Source organism: Streptomyces sp. NPDC020898 (assembly GCF_044333925.1).
GTDB lineage: Bacteria > Actinomycetota > Actinomycetes > Streptomycetales > Streptomycetaceae > Streptomyces.
The window spans coordinates 1,146,618-1,164,827 of sequence record NZ_JBIRRV010000001.1; the positions used below are offsets into that span (position 1 = coordinate 1,146,618).

Below are 18,210 nucleotides of genomic sequence, written 5' to 3' on the forward strand. Positions count from 1 at the left end.
ACTTGACCATGACAAGGTCAAGCGAGCCACTGCCAGCTCTCGCGTCTGCGGCTACGGCCGGTCGAGCCCGAATTCGTAGGCCACTTCCCAGCGGACATCCGGAACGATGATGTCCGCTGTCTCCACGGGACGCCCGTCCGCGTCGTAGTAGGTCCGCTCGATCTCAAGCAGCAGGTCGCCCAGGCTGATTCCGAGGAGGTTCGCCTGAGCCTGCGTGGCCCGGGCAGGACGTGGCACTTCAACAGCGGTTTCGATCTCCACTCCGATGGATCGCATGCGCTCAACCACTCCCATTCCCGCGAGCGGGCCCATTTCGGGCAGCACGATCGGCGTCCGGTCCGTGATGGCCATGGGCTCCCAGGAAGTGGCGAGTTGGACCGGCTGACCGTCTGCCAGGAATTCGTATCGCGTGGTCACACACGGATCGCCGGGGTTGATGGCGAGCCGGTCGGCGATGAAGTCGGGGGCAGGGACGCGGGCCTGACTGTGGGACTCCCAAGTGCCGGTCATGCCACGGTCGTTCATGTCCGCGCGGAAGGGGGAACCGCCCCGATGTTCGCGGTGCCGGGAGCGGACCATCCGCATTCGCTCGCGCGGCTTGCGAACGTACGTGCCCGATCCCGCGCGTCCCTCCAGGACCCCTTCGACGATCAGCCGGTCCATGGCACGCTGCGTGACATTGCGCCCGACGCCGTACTCCTCGGCGAGCCGAGCCCCAGAAGGCAGCCGCGCACCAACTTCCCACTCTCCCGCAAGGATCCGGACGCGCAGGGAATCGGCTACTTGCAGATACGGCGCCTCGCGAGGCATGGGCAGCTCTCCGGTTCCTCTGCCGTGGGGCGGCTGGTTCCAACGACATTGACAAGCTACTGCATAAGGTAGAAGCTACTTAAGAAGCATTGCTTTGTGCACTCACTTCATTACGGGGGCTTCTTCGTGCGCTCTGCGACATCGCGAGCTGCCGCCCTGGCCGCCAGGCTGGCGGTCCTGACCGGACATGAGGCGGTCATCGAAGAACTCGCCGACCGAATCCACGTCAGGGTCCCGCTTCCCGTGCGGCTCAGCGATCTTCGGCGTCGCTCGCTGCTCGCGGTCCTCGCCGACGCCGACCGGTATGGCCACGACGCGAGTGAGCACGGAGCGACAGTTTGGGTTGAAATCGACGGCAGTGGCCCAGCCGGATGCTCCAACACCAGCCTTTAGAAGAGGAGTTGAACAGAACAGATGGTCCATGCGATCGCTCAAGTACTCGGCCGCATCCGAGCTTTCTTCGTTCCACACGGGAGACACCGTCCCGGGGCCGCTGCGGGTGCTGTAGCACTGGGATGGTCCGTCCCCTCCGCCGTGCCGACTGCACCCCAGCCCGGGGCGTCATACCCCACCATCGCCCCTACGGTCCGCCTCTGGTATGAGCCTCTCGACGGCGCCGTCACCCCCCTCGTCCGTCCCTACCTCGCGGTCTACGAGCGCGAGGAGCAGGCCCGGCTCCAGCGGTTGCGACGCGACACGCTGTGGTGGGCCACGTACGGGATCGACCTCGACACCCGTGACGTCCACGCGCGGTTGGAGGTGGCGTGACGTACGACCATCTTCCCCATCCACGACTCCTGCCCTGGATCGGCACTGATGACAAGCAGTGCTACCTCCTCGCCGACGACACTGGCACCGCCACCGGAGTGTTGTCACGGCACGCGGACCAGATCGAGGCCGTACAACTCGGCCTCGCGGGTCGGCTGCCGGGCAGGGCGCGGGAGGTAGCAGCGGCACCGGAAGTATGTATCGGTGAACTCCGAGCGCTTGTGGGTCAGTTGGCCGACGGCCTTCGTGACGCGCTACTCATCGCCGAAAACCGAGGCACCCGGCTCGGCCATAGGGAGTGGCTCAGCGCTGGGAAGTTCAGTGCGACTTGCCTCGGCGGGGAGGCGTCGGCTCTCCCTGAGGGGTCATGTGCCACGCCACCGCTCATCAAGGCCATCTACGACATCCTGACGTACAGGCCCGCCGTCCCTCGTACGCTCGGACTGCGCTCGTTCCCCGGCGGAGACCTGGCCTCCGTGAGCGCCGCTCGGCACTACGTCAGGGATACTGCACGCGCGTGGGGACTGCCCGGAACCGTGGTGGACGACCTCGAAACGGTCACAGGCGAACTGACAGCGAACGCCCTGGAACACAGCGCCAGCAGGACGGTCACGGTCACCTTGGCACGCATGGCCCGAGCAGCCGTCATCAGCGTGACCGATGAGGGCCAAGGCCGGCGGAATCACCACCGGCGAGTGCCCGAAGCGAGCAGCCCGCCATCAGACCAGGAACACGGGCGCGGACTCCTGATCACCGAGGCGCTGGCCACCTGTTGGGGGCAGCAACGCATGGATGGAGGCCTGACCGTCTGGGCCGTGGTCGAGTCGGGATACCGCTAAGAGACCATCTCATTTGGCTACACCGGTATTCTGTGGGTCATGGTGGGGATCGTTGAGCGGCTGGTGCCGGACGAGCTGTGGGAGTTGTTCCAGCGGGTGGTGCCGGAGGCGCCGTCGCGGCCGCAAGGTGGTGGCCGGCGGCGGCACGGTGACCGGGAGGTGCTGGCCGCGATCGTGTTCGTGGCCACGTCGGGCTGCACCTGGCAGCATTTGCCTTCCGCGTCGTTCGGCCCGTCCGGAGCGACGGCCCACCGGCGGTTCTCGGAGTGGTCGAAGGCCAAGGTGTGGGCCAAGCTCCACCGCCTGGTCCTCTACGAACTCGGGGCTCGTGGCGAGCTGGACTGGTCGCGGTGCGCGATCGACTCGGTGAACATGCGAGCCCTGAAAAGGGGGACCTGACAGGTCCGAATCCTGTCGACCGGGGCAAGTACGGCTCGAAGATCCACCTGATCACGGAACGCTCCGGTCTGCCCATCTCCGTCGGAATCTCCGGGGCCAACCTGCATGACAGCCAGGCCCTGATCCCTCCCGTGAAGGGCATCCCGCCGATCCGCTCGCGCCGTGGCCGACGGCGGCGCAAGCCTGGCAAGCTCCACGCCGACAAGGGCTACGACTACAACCACCTGCGACGATGGTTACGCGGGCGAGGCATTACCCACCGCATCTCCCGCAAGGGAGTTGAGTCCTCACAACGCCTGGGCCGCCACCGCTGGACCGTGGAACGCACGATGGCATGGCGCGCTGGATGCCGCCGCCTCCACCGCCGCTACGAGCGCAAAGCCGACCACTTCCTGGCCTTCACCAGCATCGCCTGCACCCTCATCTGCTACCGCATACTCGCCAAATGAGATGGCCTCTAAGCCGACCGTCGGCGGCGCTTCACGCCAAGGGGCACGGACTCGGCGACGACCTGCCAGCCATACGGGGCCCCGCCTCGCTCATCACAGACGCCCTCCGGCTCAGCCTCGGACGAGTTCCTCGCCCTCGGGGGGCCGCAGCGCGACCAGTTCCGCCACGACCGAGCGCAGCGTCTCTGTCAGAGCGAGCCATTCCTGTTCTACCTCTCCCGCAACTGCCCGACGCCACTCGGCCGCCGTTCAAGCGGCGGTATCCCGTCTGGATCCCGTGTCTGCGGGCGACATCGACGACTCCTCCTACTGAGCTTGATCGGGTGATGTCAGGTTGTTCGCCGGACAGCAGACAGGTGTCTTCGGTAGTCCTGGTGAGGTGAGATATCCGCAGGGCGGCGGCTTGACCGATGCCGAGAGAGTTGCGCGAGAGCGGGTCCGGCTCCAGGCCGTGACTGGCTTCGAGGCCGGCGGGAAGAACCGGGAAGTCGCTGCAGCGTTGCGAGTTTCGGAGCGGTCGGTGGAACGCTGACGGCGCCAGTGGCGCAAGGAGGGCCTGACCCGGGTTGGCGTCGAAGGGATCACCCGGCAGGCCTCGATTGTCAGACGTGCAGATGGCCAGGCTGGAACGGGAGTTGGAGCGCGGCCCGCTGGCCCACGGGTCGACCAGCGGTGGACGCTGGCCCGGGTGAAGATGTTGATCGGCCGCCTGTTCCACGTCTCGTACACCGTGGAGGGCACGTGGCGGCTGCTACGGCGGCACTGGTCCTGGCAGCAGCCCGCCCGGCGCGCGATCGAGCGCGATGACGATGCGGTGGAGCTGTGGAGGCGGGAGGTCTGGCCGCGGGTAAGAGCACCGCGGCGGTGAACAACGCCTGGGTGGTCTTCGAGAACGAGGCCGGCCAGTCGACGATGACACCGCCGCGTGCCAGGACCTGGGGCCGCCAGGGCAGCACCCCGGTCGTCCGTGTGCGCGGACGTGGCTCGGGCCGTGTGTCGATGGCGGGGATGACCTGCTACAAGCCCGGCGAGCGGTCCCGTCTGATCTACGCGATCCGCGAGTACCGGGGCCGCAAGGACGAACCGAAAGGCTTCGGCTGGAAGGACTGCCGCGACCTTGTCATCCGCGCCCGCACACAGCTCGGCGGCCCGATCGTCCTGGTGTGGGACAACCTGCGCATGCACCTGGTCGCGCCACTACGGGAGTTCTTCGAGGCCAACACCGCATGGCTCACCGTGTTTCACTTACCGACCTACGCCCCGGACCTCAACCCTCAGGAGGGCGTCTGGTCGCTGGTCAAGCGCGACATCGGCAACCTCGCGGCAGCTGACCTCGGCCAGATCACCCAGGCAGTGAAACGCCGGCTCAAGCAGATCCAGTACCGCCCTGATGTAGTCGACGGCTGTCTCGCCAGCACCGGTCTGAGCATGGATCCGGGCCCTGACGGATGCGGTGATGCAAATGCCCGACCGCTGGCGGCGCCAGGTATGGCAGCATCACCACCATGTCTTTGCTGACCTGGGACTACGACGGTGATCTGTTCTGCGCCCTCACCACCGAGACGGGTGCGGGCGAGGGCCGGATGACACATTTCGAGCTCAGCGAGGCCCGCATGGTTCCGGGCCGAGCCTCTTCTATGCCTGCTTCACCTGCTCCAGGGCCGACAGCCGTGACGGTGCTTGTCTACGCGCCCGAGGAGGAGAAGCCGGCAGAGGTCTACTTCGACGCAACGCAGACGCTGCCGTTCGCCGTTCTCCAGCACTTCGTGGCGCTCGTCGCCTCACGCCTGGCGAGCACAGGATCGTAGAGCAGCCGTCCTGACAGCACGGCGAGGCCCTGGGCCGACATCACGAGTTCAAATTCAATAACCTCGCGAGTTTGAATTTTTACGCTAAACACCCGAAGTGCCTCGCCAGAATCGACTCTGGCGAGGCATCTATTCAGGAGCGTCAATGACTGACGCTGAAGCTAGGCCGAATCAGTCACCTTGCGCTCATGGAATAAATTCCCCTGCTGCGGACTGATGGGGCCATAGCTCCGAATTATCGATGGAGCTCAACTGACCGTAATCCAGATCATCTACAGCGAAGTAAATCCCTCGGGCAGCGACGAGACCTGAACTCCCGTCCGACGATGCGAGAGAGAAGATGGGTGCGGACGAGTCAACTCCAAAATCCTGACTCAGGTTGACCGACTCTCGCGAGAGGAGATCCAAAGTCAGATCAGGGTAATTGATTCCCAATCTCACTGCCCTGACCGAGCGGAACATCACATCGATCCGAGCAGATCCGAGCGCTGACTGAACACTACGCAAGAGTAGCGTGCTGTGACTGACCTGGTACGACCACACCTTGAACGGTTGATCAAACCGCCAGGGGAGGCTATCGCTGGTCAAATGTCTTCCCCTCAATCGATGAATGGATTCGGCTGTAGTTTCCCACCGATATAGAAGTCCACCTTCCCCAGAGTCTTCGCGTCGTGGAAGAAGGCGACTTCGAGGTCGGTGGCTCCGCCAATCTGGCGAGACATGCGGGACATTGACTGCCCTATCACTGCGGCAACGCCATCCTCCGCGCCATGCATATCGTCCAGGACGAAGGAGACTCGAACGCCGGGCTTGTCAAACTTCAGCAAGTTAGCTGCAGTCCAGACGCTGCCACGCCAATCCTTGTCCTGCATGAAGTGATCAGCGTCAGCATTCTTCGCGAATGCCTCCGCATGCGCTTCGAGTCCCAACACAACATGCTGATCGCCGCAATTGTGGACGAGGACCGGAGTGGAGCCCGCCACCACATAATACGTGTGGACGTCCTCGACAGTCAGATCATGTGTGCGCTGCCGCTGGTCGAAGGAACGGATGGCAGTGATGGTGACCGAGTCGCCGGACGCGGTGTGCAGTCGCATGCCCGGCTTCAGGTCGCCGGCCTCAACCCACGCCTTCTCGGAGTCCACCCAGAAGGGATGGGTCGTCGTGGCGATCAGGGCTTCGGGCTTGCCGGACCCGCCCTTGACCGTCAGGTCGACGAAGGACTTGTCGTCCTCGGTGACGATGGTGCCCGCGACCTCGCGGACTGTCGTCTTGCCCGTCTTCGGGTCGGTGACAGTGACCTTGTCGCCGAGCTTCACCTTCTCGATCGGCTTCGTGCTGCCGTCAGCCAGTAGAACCTTGGTGCCAGGCAGGAAGCTGTGACACTCGGGCTCGGACTTCTTGCTCTTCTTGAGTGCCGCCGCCGCCTTCTTGCGCGCGTCGGCCAATTTGTCGGCGGCCTTGGCCAGCCCGGCCTTTGCCTTGCCTATCGCCTTGTTCGCGCTGTAAAGGCTCTTGGCACCGCCGATGAGATCCCCGACCAGCCCGATCACCCGCTTGGCGAGCTTGGTTCCCTTCGCCCAGTTCCAAGGAGCCCCGTACTTGGCAAGGATCTTGCCTGCAAGGCCGCCCGCGAAGCTGCCGGCGATGTTGAGGAGAGTCTCGCCACAGGCGCCCACATCGCCACTGGAGATACAGTCCAGAGCCGCATCCACACCCAGGATGTCCCGGACGATCTTGACAAGTGCTTTGCCCGCCGACTTGATGCGCTGCTTGGCGAGGGACTGCTGCGCCTGTGCCGACGCCACGTTCGAGGATGCCTGGTCGACATCGGACTGCGCGTTGTCGACCTCCGCGTTGCCGGTCTCCTTCGGGTAAGTGCCCGAAGTGCCCGAGCAGAAGGAGTACGGGAAGCAGCTCTCGAGGCCGGACGGGTCGGACAGCGTGACCGGCGTGTTGTCGGCGTAGGCATAGCCGTTGATCTGGCTCGGTCTGGTGTAGTCGATGATCGGGTCCACCGAGATGAACTTGCCGATCGTCGGGTCGTACTCCCGCGCCCCGAGATGGGTCAGGCCGGTCGAGGCGTCGATCGTGCCACCGACGAAGCCCTTCTCCCCCGGCCAGGTGCCGGTCTTCTCGCCGCGCTCGACGCCGTAGGGATCGAAGCGCCGCTGGGAAATCGCCCCCGTGGCCGAGTCGATCGCCAGCTCGCCCGTGCCGTGGTGGTCGGCGGCCAGGAAGGAGAACTTCGCCGCAGTGCGGACCGCGACAGTCTGACCGGCGTACTCGTAGTAGCGGGTCGCCTCCTTCTTGGTGCCGTCCGCCGATAGCTTCAGCTCGGTGCCCGGCAGATAGACGGTCGTACCGGTTGAGTCCTTGCGCAGAAGGCGTGAGCCGCTCGCGTCGTACAGGTAGCTGGTCTTCGAGCCGTTCGCCTCGGTGACCTCGCTGGGCTTTCCTGAGTCGTTCCAAAGGAGGGACTGGGCGTTGCCGCCGATGGTCCGCTTGGTGGTGTTGCCCGCGTCGTCGTACTCGTACGTCGACTGCTTGTCCCCGGTCGAGGTTCTCTCGGTGACCTTGGTGACCTGGTGCGGTCCGTCGCCCAAGGCGCCCGCGCCGCCGTACTCGTAGCTGCGGGTGATGTTCTTCGCCGCGTTCAGTCCGGTGTCGTGGTTGACCTCGGTGAGGCGGTTGCCGATGGCGTCGGTCTCGTACGACTTCCAATACGGGGCCGGGCCACCGAGCGCACTCGAACCGGCCGCGGAGTCACATGCCGCGGGCCCGGTGCCGTCCACCGGAGTGGTGGAGCCTCTGGTGCCGCTGCCGGCCGCTGTCGCCGCAGTGGCCGCCGGGGTCCACGCATCCGACAGCCGCTGCCTGCTGTCATAGGCAAAACACTGAACATCCGGCGACGCCGGGTTCGTCGTGTCCGATATGGACAGGACGTTGCCCGCCTGGTCGTAGGAGTAGTTCGAATCCTTGGCCAGGGTGCCAGTGCCTACGACGTCGACCGTCGAGCGGGTCAGCCGGTCGGTGCCCCTCTCATACTCAAAGGTCTGCTGAACCTTCTTTCCGCTACCCGTGGACAGTCCAAGGGTTTTCACCAGACTGTTCTTCGAGTACTCGGTGTTGGTGACATACGGGGTGGTGCCCGTCATCGTCATCGGACGCTGAAGTGCGTCGTACGTGTACGTCACCGCCTCCGCAGGAAGATCCGCGATGGCGGGCAGGCCCGCGCTCGCGACCGTGCCGTCCCGGTTGTACGAGGTGGTGAAGGTGTACGTGCCTGCCAGCGCTCCCTGGGAGGCGGGGACCTGGTAAGCGGTCTTCAGCGGACGGTAGAACTCGTCTATCGACTGGACGGCGGTGGCGAAATACTCCGTCGGGGAGACGTAGTTCAGGAAGCCGTGGGCCTGGCCCAGCGAGCCCGCCTTGTCGTACCTGGTCTCGCTCAGCTTGATACCGGTGTCTGGGTCTCCCTGCCAGGTCGACACCGTGCGGCTGAGGCTGTCGTAGACCGTGGAGGTCTTCTTGTTCCGCCCGTCCCACGCGGCGACGGGCCGGTCCAGCTCGTCGTACTCGGTGCGCGAGGTGCCCGCGTCGGGGTCAATGCTCGTCTTCTTGCGGCCCAGTTGGTCGTACTCGTACCGCCATACATTGGCCTTGGCGTCGGTGACCGTCTCCAGCTTGCCGAGCGTGTTGTAGGTGTACTTCGTCGACTCGTACGGCACGCCCGCGTTCGGTGAGGCGCCCCGGTAGTGGCGGATCTCGGAGACGTTGCCCTGACCGTCTGTAATCGTCGTCGTGGGTACGCCGCCGACCGGCGGGTCGACGTGGGTCAGGTCGCCGTCGTAGCTGGTCTTGGTGCGCCACTGCTCGGCGCCACCGAACGCGAAGATCTGCGCGGTGGTGCGGCCCAGGCCGTCGTACTCCAGCAGGCTCTGTGCGCCGACCTCGCCGTTGTACACGAGCAGCAGCTCGCCCGAAGCAGGGTCGGCCGCGTTGTAGGTGGAGTTGGTCTTCCTGACGCTGCCCGTGCCGTCGTACCAGGTGTCGGCGGCCATGTGAGTGCCGTCCGGACCCTCGGTCTGGATCTGCCGGGGACGAAGCATGCTGTCGTAGAGCTGGTACTCGGCGCCATAGGAGCCGTCGACCTCGACCTTCTCCGTCTTGATCGAAGTGACCTTGTCCTTACGGACGTTGTACGAGTACTTGATGCTCGGCGTCTGGATCGACTCGCGGTCCGCCAGCCATACCGACGTCAGCCGCCCCAGGGCGTCGTAGGCGAGGCTCGTGCGCTGGCCGTTCGGGTCGGTCTGGCCCGACGACATGCCCCAGGCAGGGGCGTAGTCGGTGGTCGTGACGTGACCAGCCGCGTTCGTGAGCGCCGTCTTGGTCAGCAGGCCGTTGGTCTCGGTGTAGACGGACTTCGTCTCGTTCTGCTTGGCGTCCTTCTGGGACAGCGGACGGCCGAAGGAGTCATAGGTCGTGGTACCGGTGACCTGGTATGTCGCCGCGGTGCCGGTATGGGCGGTCAACCGCTCGGTTCTGGTCGCGTCACCCTTCGTGGGGGCCGCACCGAACGCGCCGCTGTCGTAGGAGGTGCGTTCGTCCGCCAGGACCTGCGTCTTGCGGTCGGGGGTGACGGAGCACCTCACGGATACCGACTCGCTGCGCGCGGGCAGCGAGAGGATGTTCTTGCCCGTGTTGTCCGCGTACGTGGTGCGAGTGCAGCTGTCGTCCTTGGTGGCGGAGACGTCACCCTGGTCGTCGACGGTCAGCACCCGGCCGGTGCCGTTGGCGGTGTCGTGCGTCGTCGTGGACTTCGTCTCTCGCCAGGTGCCGTCGGACTTCAGACTGAAACCACGGCCGGTCTGGGTGCGCACGATCACCGCGCGGGTGGTACCCCAGGTCCGGACCTGACCGGCGGTGTAGTGCTTCCAGGGAGTACTGATCGTCTTGGCGACCGTCTTGTCGCCGTCGTAGGTGGCGACCTCCAGCTCGTGGCCGGTGAACTCCTCGTCGTCGGAGTACGAGGCCCCCGTGGAGTCCTCGACCGTCACCGAGCGGGTGTTGCCGGCTGAGTCCTTGTCCCCGTTCATGCCCTGCAGGAACGTGTAGTCGACCCGGGTGGTCTGTTTGTCGGCGGTACCGCTGGTGACCTTTACCTTGCCGTAGCCCTGCCAGCCGCCCCAGGTCAGGTACTTGGCGTCGGTGATGCCGTCCGGCTTCGCTTTACGCCAGGCGGCGGCACCCTGGTAGGAGTAGCGGGTGACCATCGCATCGCTGCCGCCGGTGCGGTCGGTCTCCTTGATCTCCGAGACGACGTACTTGTGGAACCAGTCCGTGATCGGGTCCACAGAGCCCGGCGGAGCCCACACGACCGGGTAGCAGCGCTTGGTCGACTCGCCCGGCTTGGGCAGCGCGGACTTGGTGCAGTCGGCGGGCGCGTAGTTGACGTCCAGTTGGGCGCCGGTCTCACTGAGGACCGCCGCGAGTCGGAAGCGGTGGAAGGGTGCGATGTTGTCGCCGATCGCGTCGACGCGGTTGGCGAGCGTTGTACCGAAAAGGTCGACGGTGGGCAGCTTCGCGGCGGTGCCGACGCGGCCCTCGTGCTCGATCTTCGACAGCCACTGGGTCTTGGAGTCGTCACCGTTGTCGGTGAACAGGTGCGTGAGCGTCCAGGCGTCCACATCCTGGTAGGTCGTGGCGTCCTTGCGCATCTGCGTGACGACCGACCTCAGCAACTTGGTCGTCCAGAAGGTCTGGACCGGAGAAGTGCACTTGGTGCTGGCCTTGCACTCCTGATCCACCGGGACGTCCGGCCAGCGGGAGGCGTTCGCCGTGGTGCGCTTGCTCTCCGCGCAGTCGAAGTCGGCGGTGGGCAGGCAGCGTTCGGCGGTGTTGAAGACGACCCGGGCGGGGGCCTTGGCCGCGTAGACCTTGGTGTCCTGCTGACCGTAGTCGATGCGCTTCAGGTAACCGCCGCGGTGATAGGCGGTGCCGTTGACATCCGTCTTGCCATTGAGCGCGTAGTAATTGGTGTCACGGCCATAGAAATAGGACATCACGTTGCCGTGTGTGTCCTTGACGTAGTCGAGGCTCCAGCGCCATGCCTGCTGACAGTGGGCGCTGGTGAAAGTGGCGTTGTAGCAGGGCTCGCCGGAGTCGTCGCCGAAGACCGGAGCCGTCCAGACGGAGTTGGTCTCCTCGTTCCCGGTGGCCCAGCCCGGCAGGTGGTTCAGGCCGAAGTAGTACTCGGTGCCCTCCGGGGTGGTGATCCTCCAGTGCTCGCCCTTGTCGTCCGCGCCGCCGTTGTCACCGTTCGTGGCACCGGTCAGCTGCTCGACCTTGGTGCCGTCGTCGGAGGCCATGTGCCACTTACCGGTGGTGCTGTCCTTGACAAGCTCACCGGACGAGCCGTTGAGCATGACCGTGGCGTTGTCGAACGCCCAGCACTGCTCGCCAGAACTCGCGTGGCCGTCGTCCGCGCACGGCTTGTAGCGACGCTCGATGTAACCGGGATCGTAGGAGAAACCCTCGCCGACCCAGGAGCCCTGGTTGTTGGTGACCGAGGTGCGGCCGTCCGCCGACTGGGAGGAGTAGCCGAGGCCCACGGTGGGGACCAGACCTCCCGGGGTCGGGACGGTGCGCAGCGGGTAGTTCCAGTTGAACCCGCCGGAGGAGGTCGCCACGCTCCAACTGGCCGACGGTGACAGGGCTGTCGCCTTGTACGTGCCCTGCGCGCCGGACGGTCCCGCTGCCAGGGCCACGAGGGAGGTCGCGTCGGCCGCCATGGTGGAGACGCCGTCGGCCGGGGCCGGGGCGGCGGTCACGTCGGCGGAGACGGTACCTGCCTCCACGTCGTTCACCGTGGGCAGCACCTTGGGCCGCTCCGGGCAGGCCTTGCTGCCAGGGGTGGCGACGGTGGCGCAGGCGGGAAGCTGGACCAGTTGGAGGCGCGAGGCGTAGGAGCCGCCGAACCCCTCGGCGAACTCCGAATAGTCCACGGTCAGACGGACCTTGGCCGCCTGATCAGCCCCGTCTGCACGGGCGACGCCGAGAAGGACACTGGCACCGAGCTTCGCGGCGCGCTGAGGGTCGAGGACGTCGACGCGTATCTTGCCTGGCGCCTTGGCGCTCTTGGCTCTGCCCGAGGGCCCGGTAGTATCCCCGCTCCCGGCCTCAAGCACCTTGACCGGCAGGCCACCCGCCTCGGCGCCGGCCCCCAGTTTCACTTCCGCGCCGCCCTGTCGGGGCCACACCGCCTTGTCGAGCCCCTTGACCGCGGCCTCGCGCGCCGGGTCGGAGGGACGTGGTTTGGTCTTGGCGGCGTACCCCCGGGCGGGGTCGCCGTCGTCCTGGACACCTGGGCGGCTGATGCGGCCCTGGGCGTCGTCGTCGAGCGCCAATGCCTGGACCGACGACGCGGACAGCGCGAGCGAAAGCCCGAGCACTGTCGCGACGACCGTCGATCTGGGCATGCGGCGGCTCAATGAGCGGCCACGGAAGAACATCGGTCAACTCCCTGGTCGAAGGAGAAAGTTAAGAAAAGGCATGGGCGGGAAGGGTGTGCCAGGCCCTGCCGGACCCGGCACACCCGGAAGTCACGGTTCATCACATGTCGGGCACTGCCGTCAGTTCGCGCATCTGCTGTACCGCGATCGGGTCGGCCGCCCCGCTGTACACACGCACTTCGTCGATGGCGCCGGCGAAATACTCACTCGCCCCGCGCAGCGAACGGCCCACCTGGAGACCGCCGGTGGCGGACCACAGGGTGTTGTCCGTGCCGTAGGCGCCCGCAACGAGCTGGCCCTCGACGTACAGGCGGATCGAATTGGCGAAGGCGTCGTAGACGACCGCCAGGTGCTGGCCGGAGCCGCCGGTGTCGGGCAGTTCCTGGTCGTCGGTGAAGGTGACCACCGAGGGGGCGGCCACAACGGTCTTCGCCACGGCCAGCTCCCACTTGCCGGTGGCGGCCTGGTAACGGACCTGCACGCGGTTGGCGTTGGCGCCCGGCAGGGACAGCACCGTCTGTGACTTCTCCGGGTCCAGCGAGGTGAGCTGGGCGCGGGCGGTCACGGTGAAGCTGCTGTTGCCGGTGACCGGGGCGGTGGCGGTGGACGCGTAGTCACCGTTGCCGTCCAGAACGAGATTGCCGTCGCCGACCAGGGCGGCGGTGTCGAACAGCGGGTCGGCCGGGCGGTAGATGGACGCGTTGCCCGCGAGGGTCAGCGGCTGGCCGCCGCCGGTCTCGGTCACCGAGCCGTTGGTGGCCTGGTCCAGCTGCCAGTAACCCTTGCGCGCCGGCTTGACGGTCATCAGCTCGGCGACCTGGGCCGCCGGCAGAAGACGGTCGAAAACGCGGATTTCGGCGAGGTCACCGACGAAGTTGTCGCGGTAACCGCTCTTGGCCGTCGAGCGGCCGATCTGCAGCGGGCCGTACGACTTCCACGTGGAGCGCCGGGTGGCCGAACCCTTCAGGTCCTTGTTGACGTAGAGCTGGAGCTGCGGGCCGCCACTGTTCTGCGCGTCGTACACGCCGGTCAGCAGGACCCACTGGTCCTTGGGCACGGAGACGCCGGTGGAGATGGCCTTCCACTCGCCGAGCGAGTCCACGTCGTTGACCGGGACGGAGAACTTCCAGGTCTTCGCGGTGGCGTCGTAGCCGAGGGTGAAGCCGGGCTCGCCGGTGCCGTCCTGGCTGACGACCGCCATGTCCTTGTCCAGGGCGGTGGGCCGCACCCAGGCGCTGACGCTGAAGCTCCTGGCGGTGTCGAGGACGGTCTCGCCGGTGTCGAGGTAGGACTCGGCGCCGCCGTCGAAGCGGGCAGCCTTGTCAACCTTGCCGCCAGGGCCGTCCGCACCGAAGGCGACGGCCGTCCCGGCGGTCGCCGTGAATTCGCCGCTCTCGTCGTGGGCCTCGGTGCCGCCGACCTGGTCGGCCAGGTTCCACTGGGCGACGACCGGCCTGCCCTCGCTCACCAGGAAGCGGTACGGCGTGGTGCTGGCGTGCGCCGCCTTGTCGATGGCGACCACTTCCAGCACGTGTCGCCCGGAACGGGTCGGCAGCCACCGGACGGAGACCGAACCGCCCGGCGAGGCCGGGGTGAGGGTGGTCACCGCCGCGCCGTTGAAGGAGTACTGGTACTTGACGACGTCGTTGTCCGGGATGGCGTCGTTCGGGTTCGGTGAGAAGGTGAAGGTGCCGTAAGTGCCCATACCGTCGTGGTAGACGGTGTCGGACGGGTACTGCTTGGACAGCACGAGCGGTGCCCCGGGCCAGGTCTTGTCGTAGGTGAACTCGCAGCGCTGCGGGGTATCGCCGTCCGAGCTCCAGGGGCCGTAGCCGTCACCGTCGTAGGCCCGCGCGCTCCAGTAGATGGGTGTGTTCTGCGGGATCACCGGCTTGACGGTGTGCACGAACGTGCTGCCGCTTGTCGGAGAGCTCCAGCCGGGGGTGAGGTAGGTGTACGAGCCGGGCGTGGTTCCGCCCCACTCCACCTTGAACTCGACCTTCACCGGGTCCGTCCGGCCGTTGCCGTGGTCCGGGTCGCTCGCGATGGCCTGGAGCTTCGGCGGCACGTCGGTGGTCGGACGGCTCGCACCCCACTTGCAGACGCCACCAGGGTCCGTGGACATGTCGGACGTCTTGATCTGTCGCGGCAGGGTGTTGTAGTTGACCGACAGGACTGCGTTTCCGCAGATCCGCTTCCACTCGGGGAAGCGGGATTCGTCGGTCGCCCGCAGGCCCAGCGTCATGGAGTTCCAGCCACCTGTGGCGGCCGCCTGGACCTCGCTGGTCAGCTCGGGGTTGGCCTTTGTGGTGCTCTCGAAGTGCAGGTTGGACTGGCTGGAGCAGGAGGTCGGGGAGATCGCCTTGTCGACGGTCCCGATGTGGTCGTCCCAGTCGTCCGAAGTGTTCGACCAGTTGCTGGACGAGTTGAGCGAATAGTTCTGGCCGCCGATCCGGTAGAGCCGGATGGGCTCGGCGGTTGGGGTGGCGCTGTAGATGTGCTCCACCCTGGCCGAGAACGTCGCGCCCAGGATCTGCTTCCCCTTATAGAAGGAGAGCGGCATCGTGAACATCACGCGACGGGTACCGACGCCGTTGCAGGAGACCGGGTTGTAGTCGGTCGGGCACTTGCCCACGCCCGCGCTGCCCGAGTACTTCCAGTCCTGCTCAGTGGGCATCCCCGACATGACGCCGGTCCAGGACGTCCGCGAAGTGGTGCGCGGGATGGGGTCGATGACGACAGGGAAGACGGTGTCCTCCCCCTTGAGAAGTTCCTGATCGGGTACGAGGCTCAGCTTGTCCTTGCTCACCTCGACGCCCAGCGGTGCGACTCGACCACCACCGCCCGGGCCCTCCAGGGCGGCCTCGGGCGCCTGGTCGGCCTTTGGCCCGGCGATCACAGCAGTGCCAGCGACCGTCTCGTCCGCGCCGGCCGCTGCGGACTTCAGCGCCTTCGCGACAGCCTTCGGGCCCTCGTTCTTCGCGGCGGTCTCCTCCACTGCGGCCGAGTCCCACATCGTGGGCTTGCCTGCCTCGAAGACGGTGCCACCCACCTCCGCATCCTCCGCCACGATGGCTCCGGAGGCGGCCTCCGCGACCTTCAGGCCGTCGGTCGTCATACCCAGATCGAGCCGGGCCAGTTTCGGGTCGGCCGCCGCCTCGGGCGTCTTGACAACGAGCAGATGACCGAAGCCGTCGACCTCGGCCCGGACGGCCAGGTCGACGCCGGGCAGAGCATCGGCATAGGTGGCGGTGTCACCCTCGATCCGCGGCGCAGGCAGCGTGCCGTACGGCCAGGTCAGGGCGAACTCGCGGCCCGCCCGTTGCATCGTCACGAAGGGCTTGCCCGCCTGCCCGGCGGAGAAGACCAGGTCAACCGTGGCGGCCTTGGGCCCCCAACTACCGTCGGTACGCTGCACCAGCGTCGCGTCTACATCGACCCACTTGCCGCGCTGCACCGTGCGTACCGGCTCGGTGTACTCGCGTGCCGTGAAGGTTCCGTCGGGCTCCGCGAAGATCTCTCTGCGCTCGGTGCGGAGCCCCACGACCTCGGTCTGTTTGCCACTGTCCTTTGCGACGGCCAGTGCCTGCTGCTCGGTCTGCATCGGTTGGTCGGTGGCGACCGGCAACTGATCCGAGGTGCTGCCGCTCTCCGGAAGGACCGCCAAGCCGCCCGCCACCACCGCCCCGGTGACGGCGGCCGCCACGGCGGCACGCAGCAAAACGCTACGCCGTATCGGTCTCTGTCTGTCTGCGGACACTCGTCCACTCTCCCGTTGCTTCAAGTCTGATTCAGGATCGGGTCGCTGGAACGTCCCGTGCAGCGAGCTGCACCACGCAGTTGACGGGCGGTCATCGGACCGTCACACGGATGCATGTCCTGCTCGCGGGACTACTGCCGTCACAGGGCTGCCAGGTAGGCAGGGCTCGACGCCCGAGGCCGCGTTCCACCCCGTACGCCCTTGCAAGTCGTCGCGGTACTCGGGAAAAACGGGCCCAGCGAGTACGGCAGCCGCTCAGCGGACGGTGGCGCCGAAAGCGACACCGGTCTCTGGGATGCCGCCCTCACCGGGCTTGATCACCTGAGTGGGAGCTCCGCCGCTGGCCACGTTCCACGGAAAGCCGTAGACCGCCCGCGCCTCGGCCGGGCCATAGGGCGAGCCGACATACAGAAGCGAGGGAGAGGCTGCCAGGGAAAGGCCGGCCAGCATGCGCGGCGCGGGGAGGGACCCAATGCCGTAGCCGGGGTCGATCCACCGGTCGGAGGCGCCTGGCGCGCCGACCAACGGAACGATCAGAACCCCACCCTTCTCCGGGTGCTCCTCGGACGACTCCTCGCCAGGCACTCCGATCGCGAGCCTCGTGGTCGTTGCCGTGGAGGTGGCGTTCGGGGAGGAGTTGACAGCAGCGAGCTGCTTGCCGAAGAAGTCACCGGCTTCTGCCTCGCCGTCCACGCCGTCCAGGTTCTGGTCGATTGCAGCGGTCTCGGTGAAGGTGCCGTTCACCGCGAGCTTGAAGACCTGGACGGAGCCCGCATCGACAGTCGTCTTCAGATCCTGCCCCGGGGTACCGACCACGAGCAGCGACTCGGCAGTGGAGGTGGCACCCGAGGCCCTGTAGGGGACCATCGCAACGGCGGCACCGAACTGGTCACCAACCTGCTCGTCCCCACTCACCGCGTCCTGATCCTGGCCGATTCCACCGAGCGGCTTGGGCGAGCCAGAGGTGAGCGCGTGGCTGAAGAAGCCAACGCCTCCGGCGAAGGGCACGGTGCCGAGCGCCTCGCCAGGGGTACCGACCCCGAAGTGGGTGGGGGTCGCGGCGAGCGAAGAGCCGAAGCGGTCGTCCCGCTCCGCCGTGCCGGCGACTGCGCCGGCGACGTCGGTGTCCTGATGGACGAAGGCCGTCGTCATGGCGGTGCCACTGAGGTAGTGGAAGCCGCCCGCATCCTCGACATCGGCGATGGACTCGCCTGGCACGCCGATCAGCAGAAACGGCGTGCCGCTCGACGTCTTACCGGCCGCGACTGCGTAGCCGACCCAGTCGTCGGTCTCAGGGCCACCGCCCAGCCGCGCTCCGGAGCCCTGGTAGAACTCCTTGGCGGCCGTGCCACCGGCGTTCAACCCGCTCACGGAGCCGTAGATCACGTGCACGACGCCGGAGTCGGGCACGGCACCGATGTCCTCGTAGGGGTCGCCTACCACCAGGTCGCTGCAACCGTCGAGGTCGGCGTCATAGACGGCCAGCGAAAAGCCGTACTGGTCATCCGCCTCGGGCACTCCCGGAACGGCTTCGAGAGCCTGCGAAAGGACGAGGGTCCCCTTGCCGTCGCCGTAGACGACATGCACCACACCCGCCCTCTGCATACCGTCGACGGTCGCCTCCGGATCAGCGATCACCGTGTCCCTGACACCATCGCCGTTGAAATCCGACTCAGTCGCAGAAGGACACGCAACAGCAGCTACGGCCGGCGTTGCTCCGGCCCCCACCCCTCCGGCCAGCAACAGCCCTACGGAAACAGCGACAGCACTGCGCCACCACGCTTTCCCCACCCTTGACACAAACACCCCGTATTTAAAGACGATTTAAAGAAGGTCAAGGGACCACTCCTACACATAACG

10 protein-coding genes and 1 pseudogene are annotated in these 18,210 nt (G+C 66.5%); 6 read left to right on the top strand and 5 right to left on the bottom strand.

Annotated elements, in window-relative coordinates; translation table 11 throughout:
* Positions 1-51 precede the first annotated feature (51 nt).
* Both ACH4TV_RS05055 and ACH4TV_RS05060 read right to left on the bottom strand, forming a co-directional pair.
* Positions 52-810, bottom strand: coding sequence for a GntR family transcriptional regulator (locus tag ACH4TV_RS05055; protein ID WP_398394295.1), 759 nt, complete (start codon positions 808-810; stop codon positions 52-54).
* Between the two features lie 102 nt (positions 811-912).
* Positions 913-1,281, bottom strand: coding sequence for a hypothetical protein (locus tag ACH4TV_RS05060; protein ID WP_398394297.1), 369 nt, complete (start codon positions 1,279-1,281; stop codon positions 913-915).
* A 63-nt stretch (positions 1,282-1,344) separates the two neighbouring features.
* Between ACH4TV_RS05060 and ACH4TV_RS05065 the strand changes: the two genes are divergently transcribed.
* From ACH4TV_RS05065 to ACH4TV_RS05090, 6 genes and pseudogenes are all read left to right on the top strand, one after another.
* Complete coding sequence (locus ACH4TV_RS05065) at positions 1,345-1,578, top strand: hypothetical protein (protein WP_398394299.1); 234 nt, start codon at positions 1,345-1,347, stop codon at positions 1,576-1,578.
* A gap of 476 nt (positions 1,579-2,054) precedes the next feature.
* A complete protein-coding gene (locus ACH4TV_RS05070; RefSeq protein WP_398395365.1) occupies positions 2,055-2,417 on the top strand; it encodes an ATP-binding protein in 363 nt (120 codons plus the stop codon).
* A 39-nt stretch (positions 2,418-2,456) separates the two neighbouring features.
* Positions 2,457-3,265, top strand: a protein-coding gene (locus tag ACH4TV_RS05075; RefSeq protein WP_398394301.1) for an IS5 family transposase whose coding sequence is annotated in 2 segments (ribosomal slippage) — positions 2,457-2,805 and positions 2,805-3,265 — 810 coding nt in all. Because the reading frame shifts where the segments join, the coding sequence is not laid out codon by codon here.
* Between the two features lie 379 nt (positions 3,266-3,644).
* A pseudogene (locus tag ACH4TV_RS05080) lies at positions 3,645-4,133 on the top strand (winged helix-turn-helix domain-containing protein).
* Positions 4,130-4,783: a transposase gene (locus ACH4TV_RS05085; protein ID WP_398395367.1), complete on the top strand. Its 654-nt coding sequence runs from the start codon at positions 4,130-4,132 to the stop codon at positions 4,781-4,783. The pseudogene ACH4TV_RS05080 and the gene ACH4TV_RS05085 overlap by 4 nt, the downstream one beginning before the upstream one ends.
* Positions 4,771-5,073, top strand: a complete 303-nt coding sequence (locus tag ACH4TV_RS05090) for a hypothetical protein (protein WP_398394303.1) — start codon at positions 4,771-4,773, stop codon at positions 5,071-5,073. The genes ACH4TV_RS05085 and ACH4TV_RS05090 overlap by 13 nt, the downstream gene beginning before the upstream one ends.
* Before the next feature lie 599 nt (positions 5,074-5,672).
* On the opposite strand, the gene ACH4TV_RS05095 is transcribed toward ACH4TV_RS05090, so the two are convergent.
* The 3 genes from ACH4TV_RS05095 to ACH4TV_RS05105 form a co-directional block, all read right to left on the bottom strand.
* On the bottom strand, positions 5,673-12,557 hold the full coding sequence (locus tag ACH4TV_RS05095) for a polymorphic toxin-type HINT domain-containing protein (RefSeq protein WP_398394305.1): 6,885 nt from the start codon (positions 12,555-12,557) through the stop codon (positions 5,673-5,675).
* Positions 12,558-12,690: 133 nt separating this feature from the next.
* Positions 12,691-16,311: a LamG domain-containing protein gene (locus ACH4TV_RS05100; protein ID WP_398394307.1), complete on the bottom strand. Its 3,621-nt coding sequence runs from the start codon at positions 16,309-16,311 to the stop codon at positions 12,691-12,693.
* 294 nt (positions 16,312-16,605) lie between these two features.
* Entirely contained in the window at positions 16,606-17,940 is a 1,335-nt protein-coding gene (locus ACH4TV_RS05105; protein ID WP_398394309.1) for a VCBS repeat-containing protein, read from the bottom strand.
* Between the last annotated feature and the right edge of the window lie 270 nt (positions 17,941-18,210).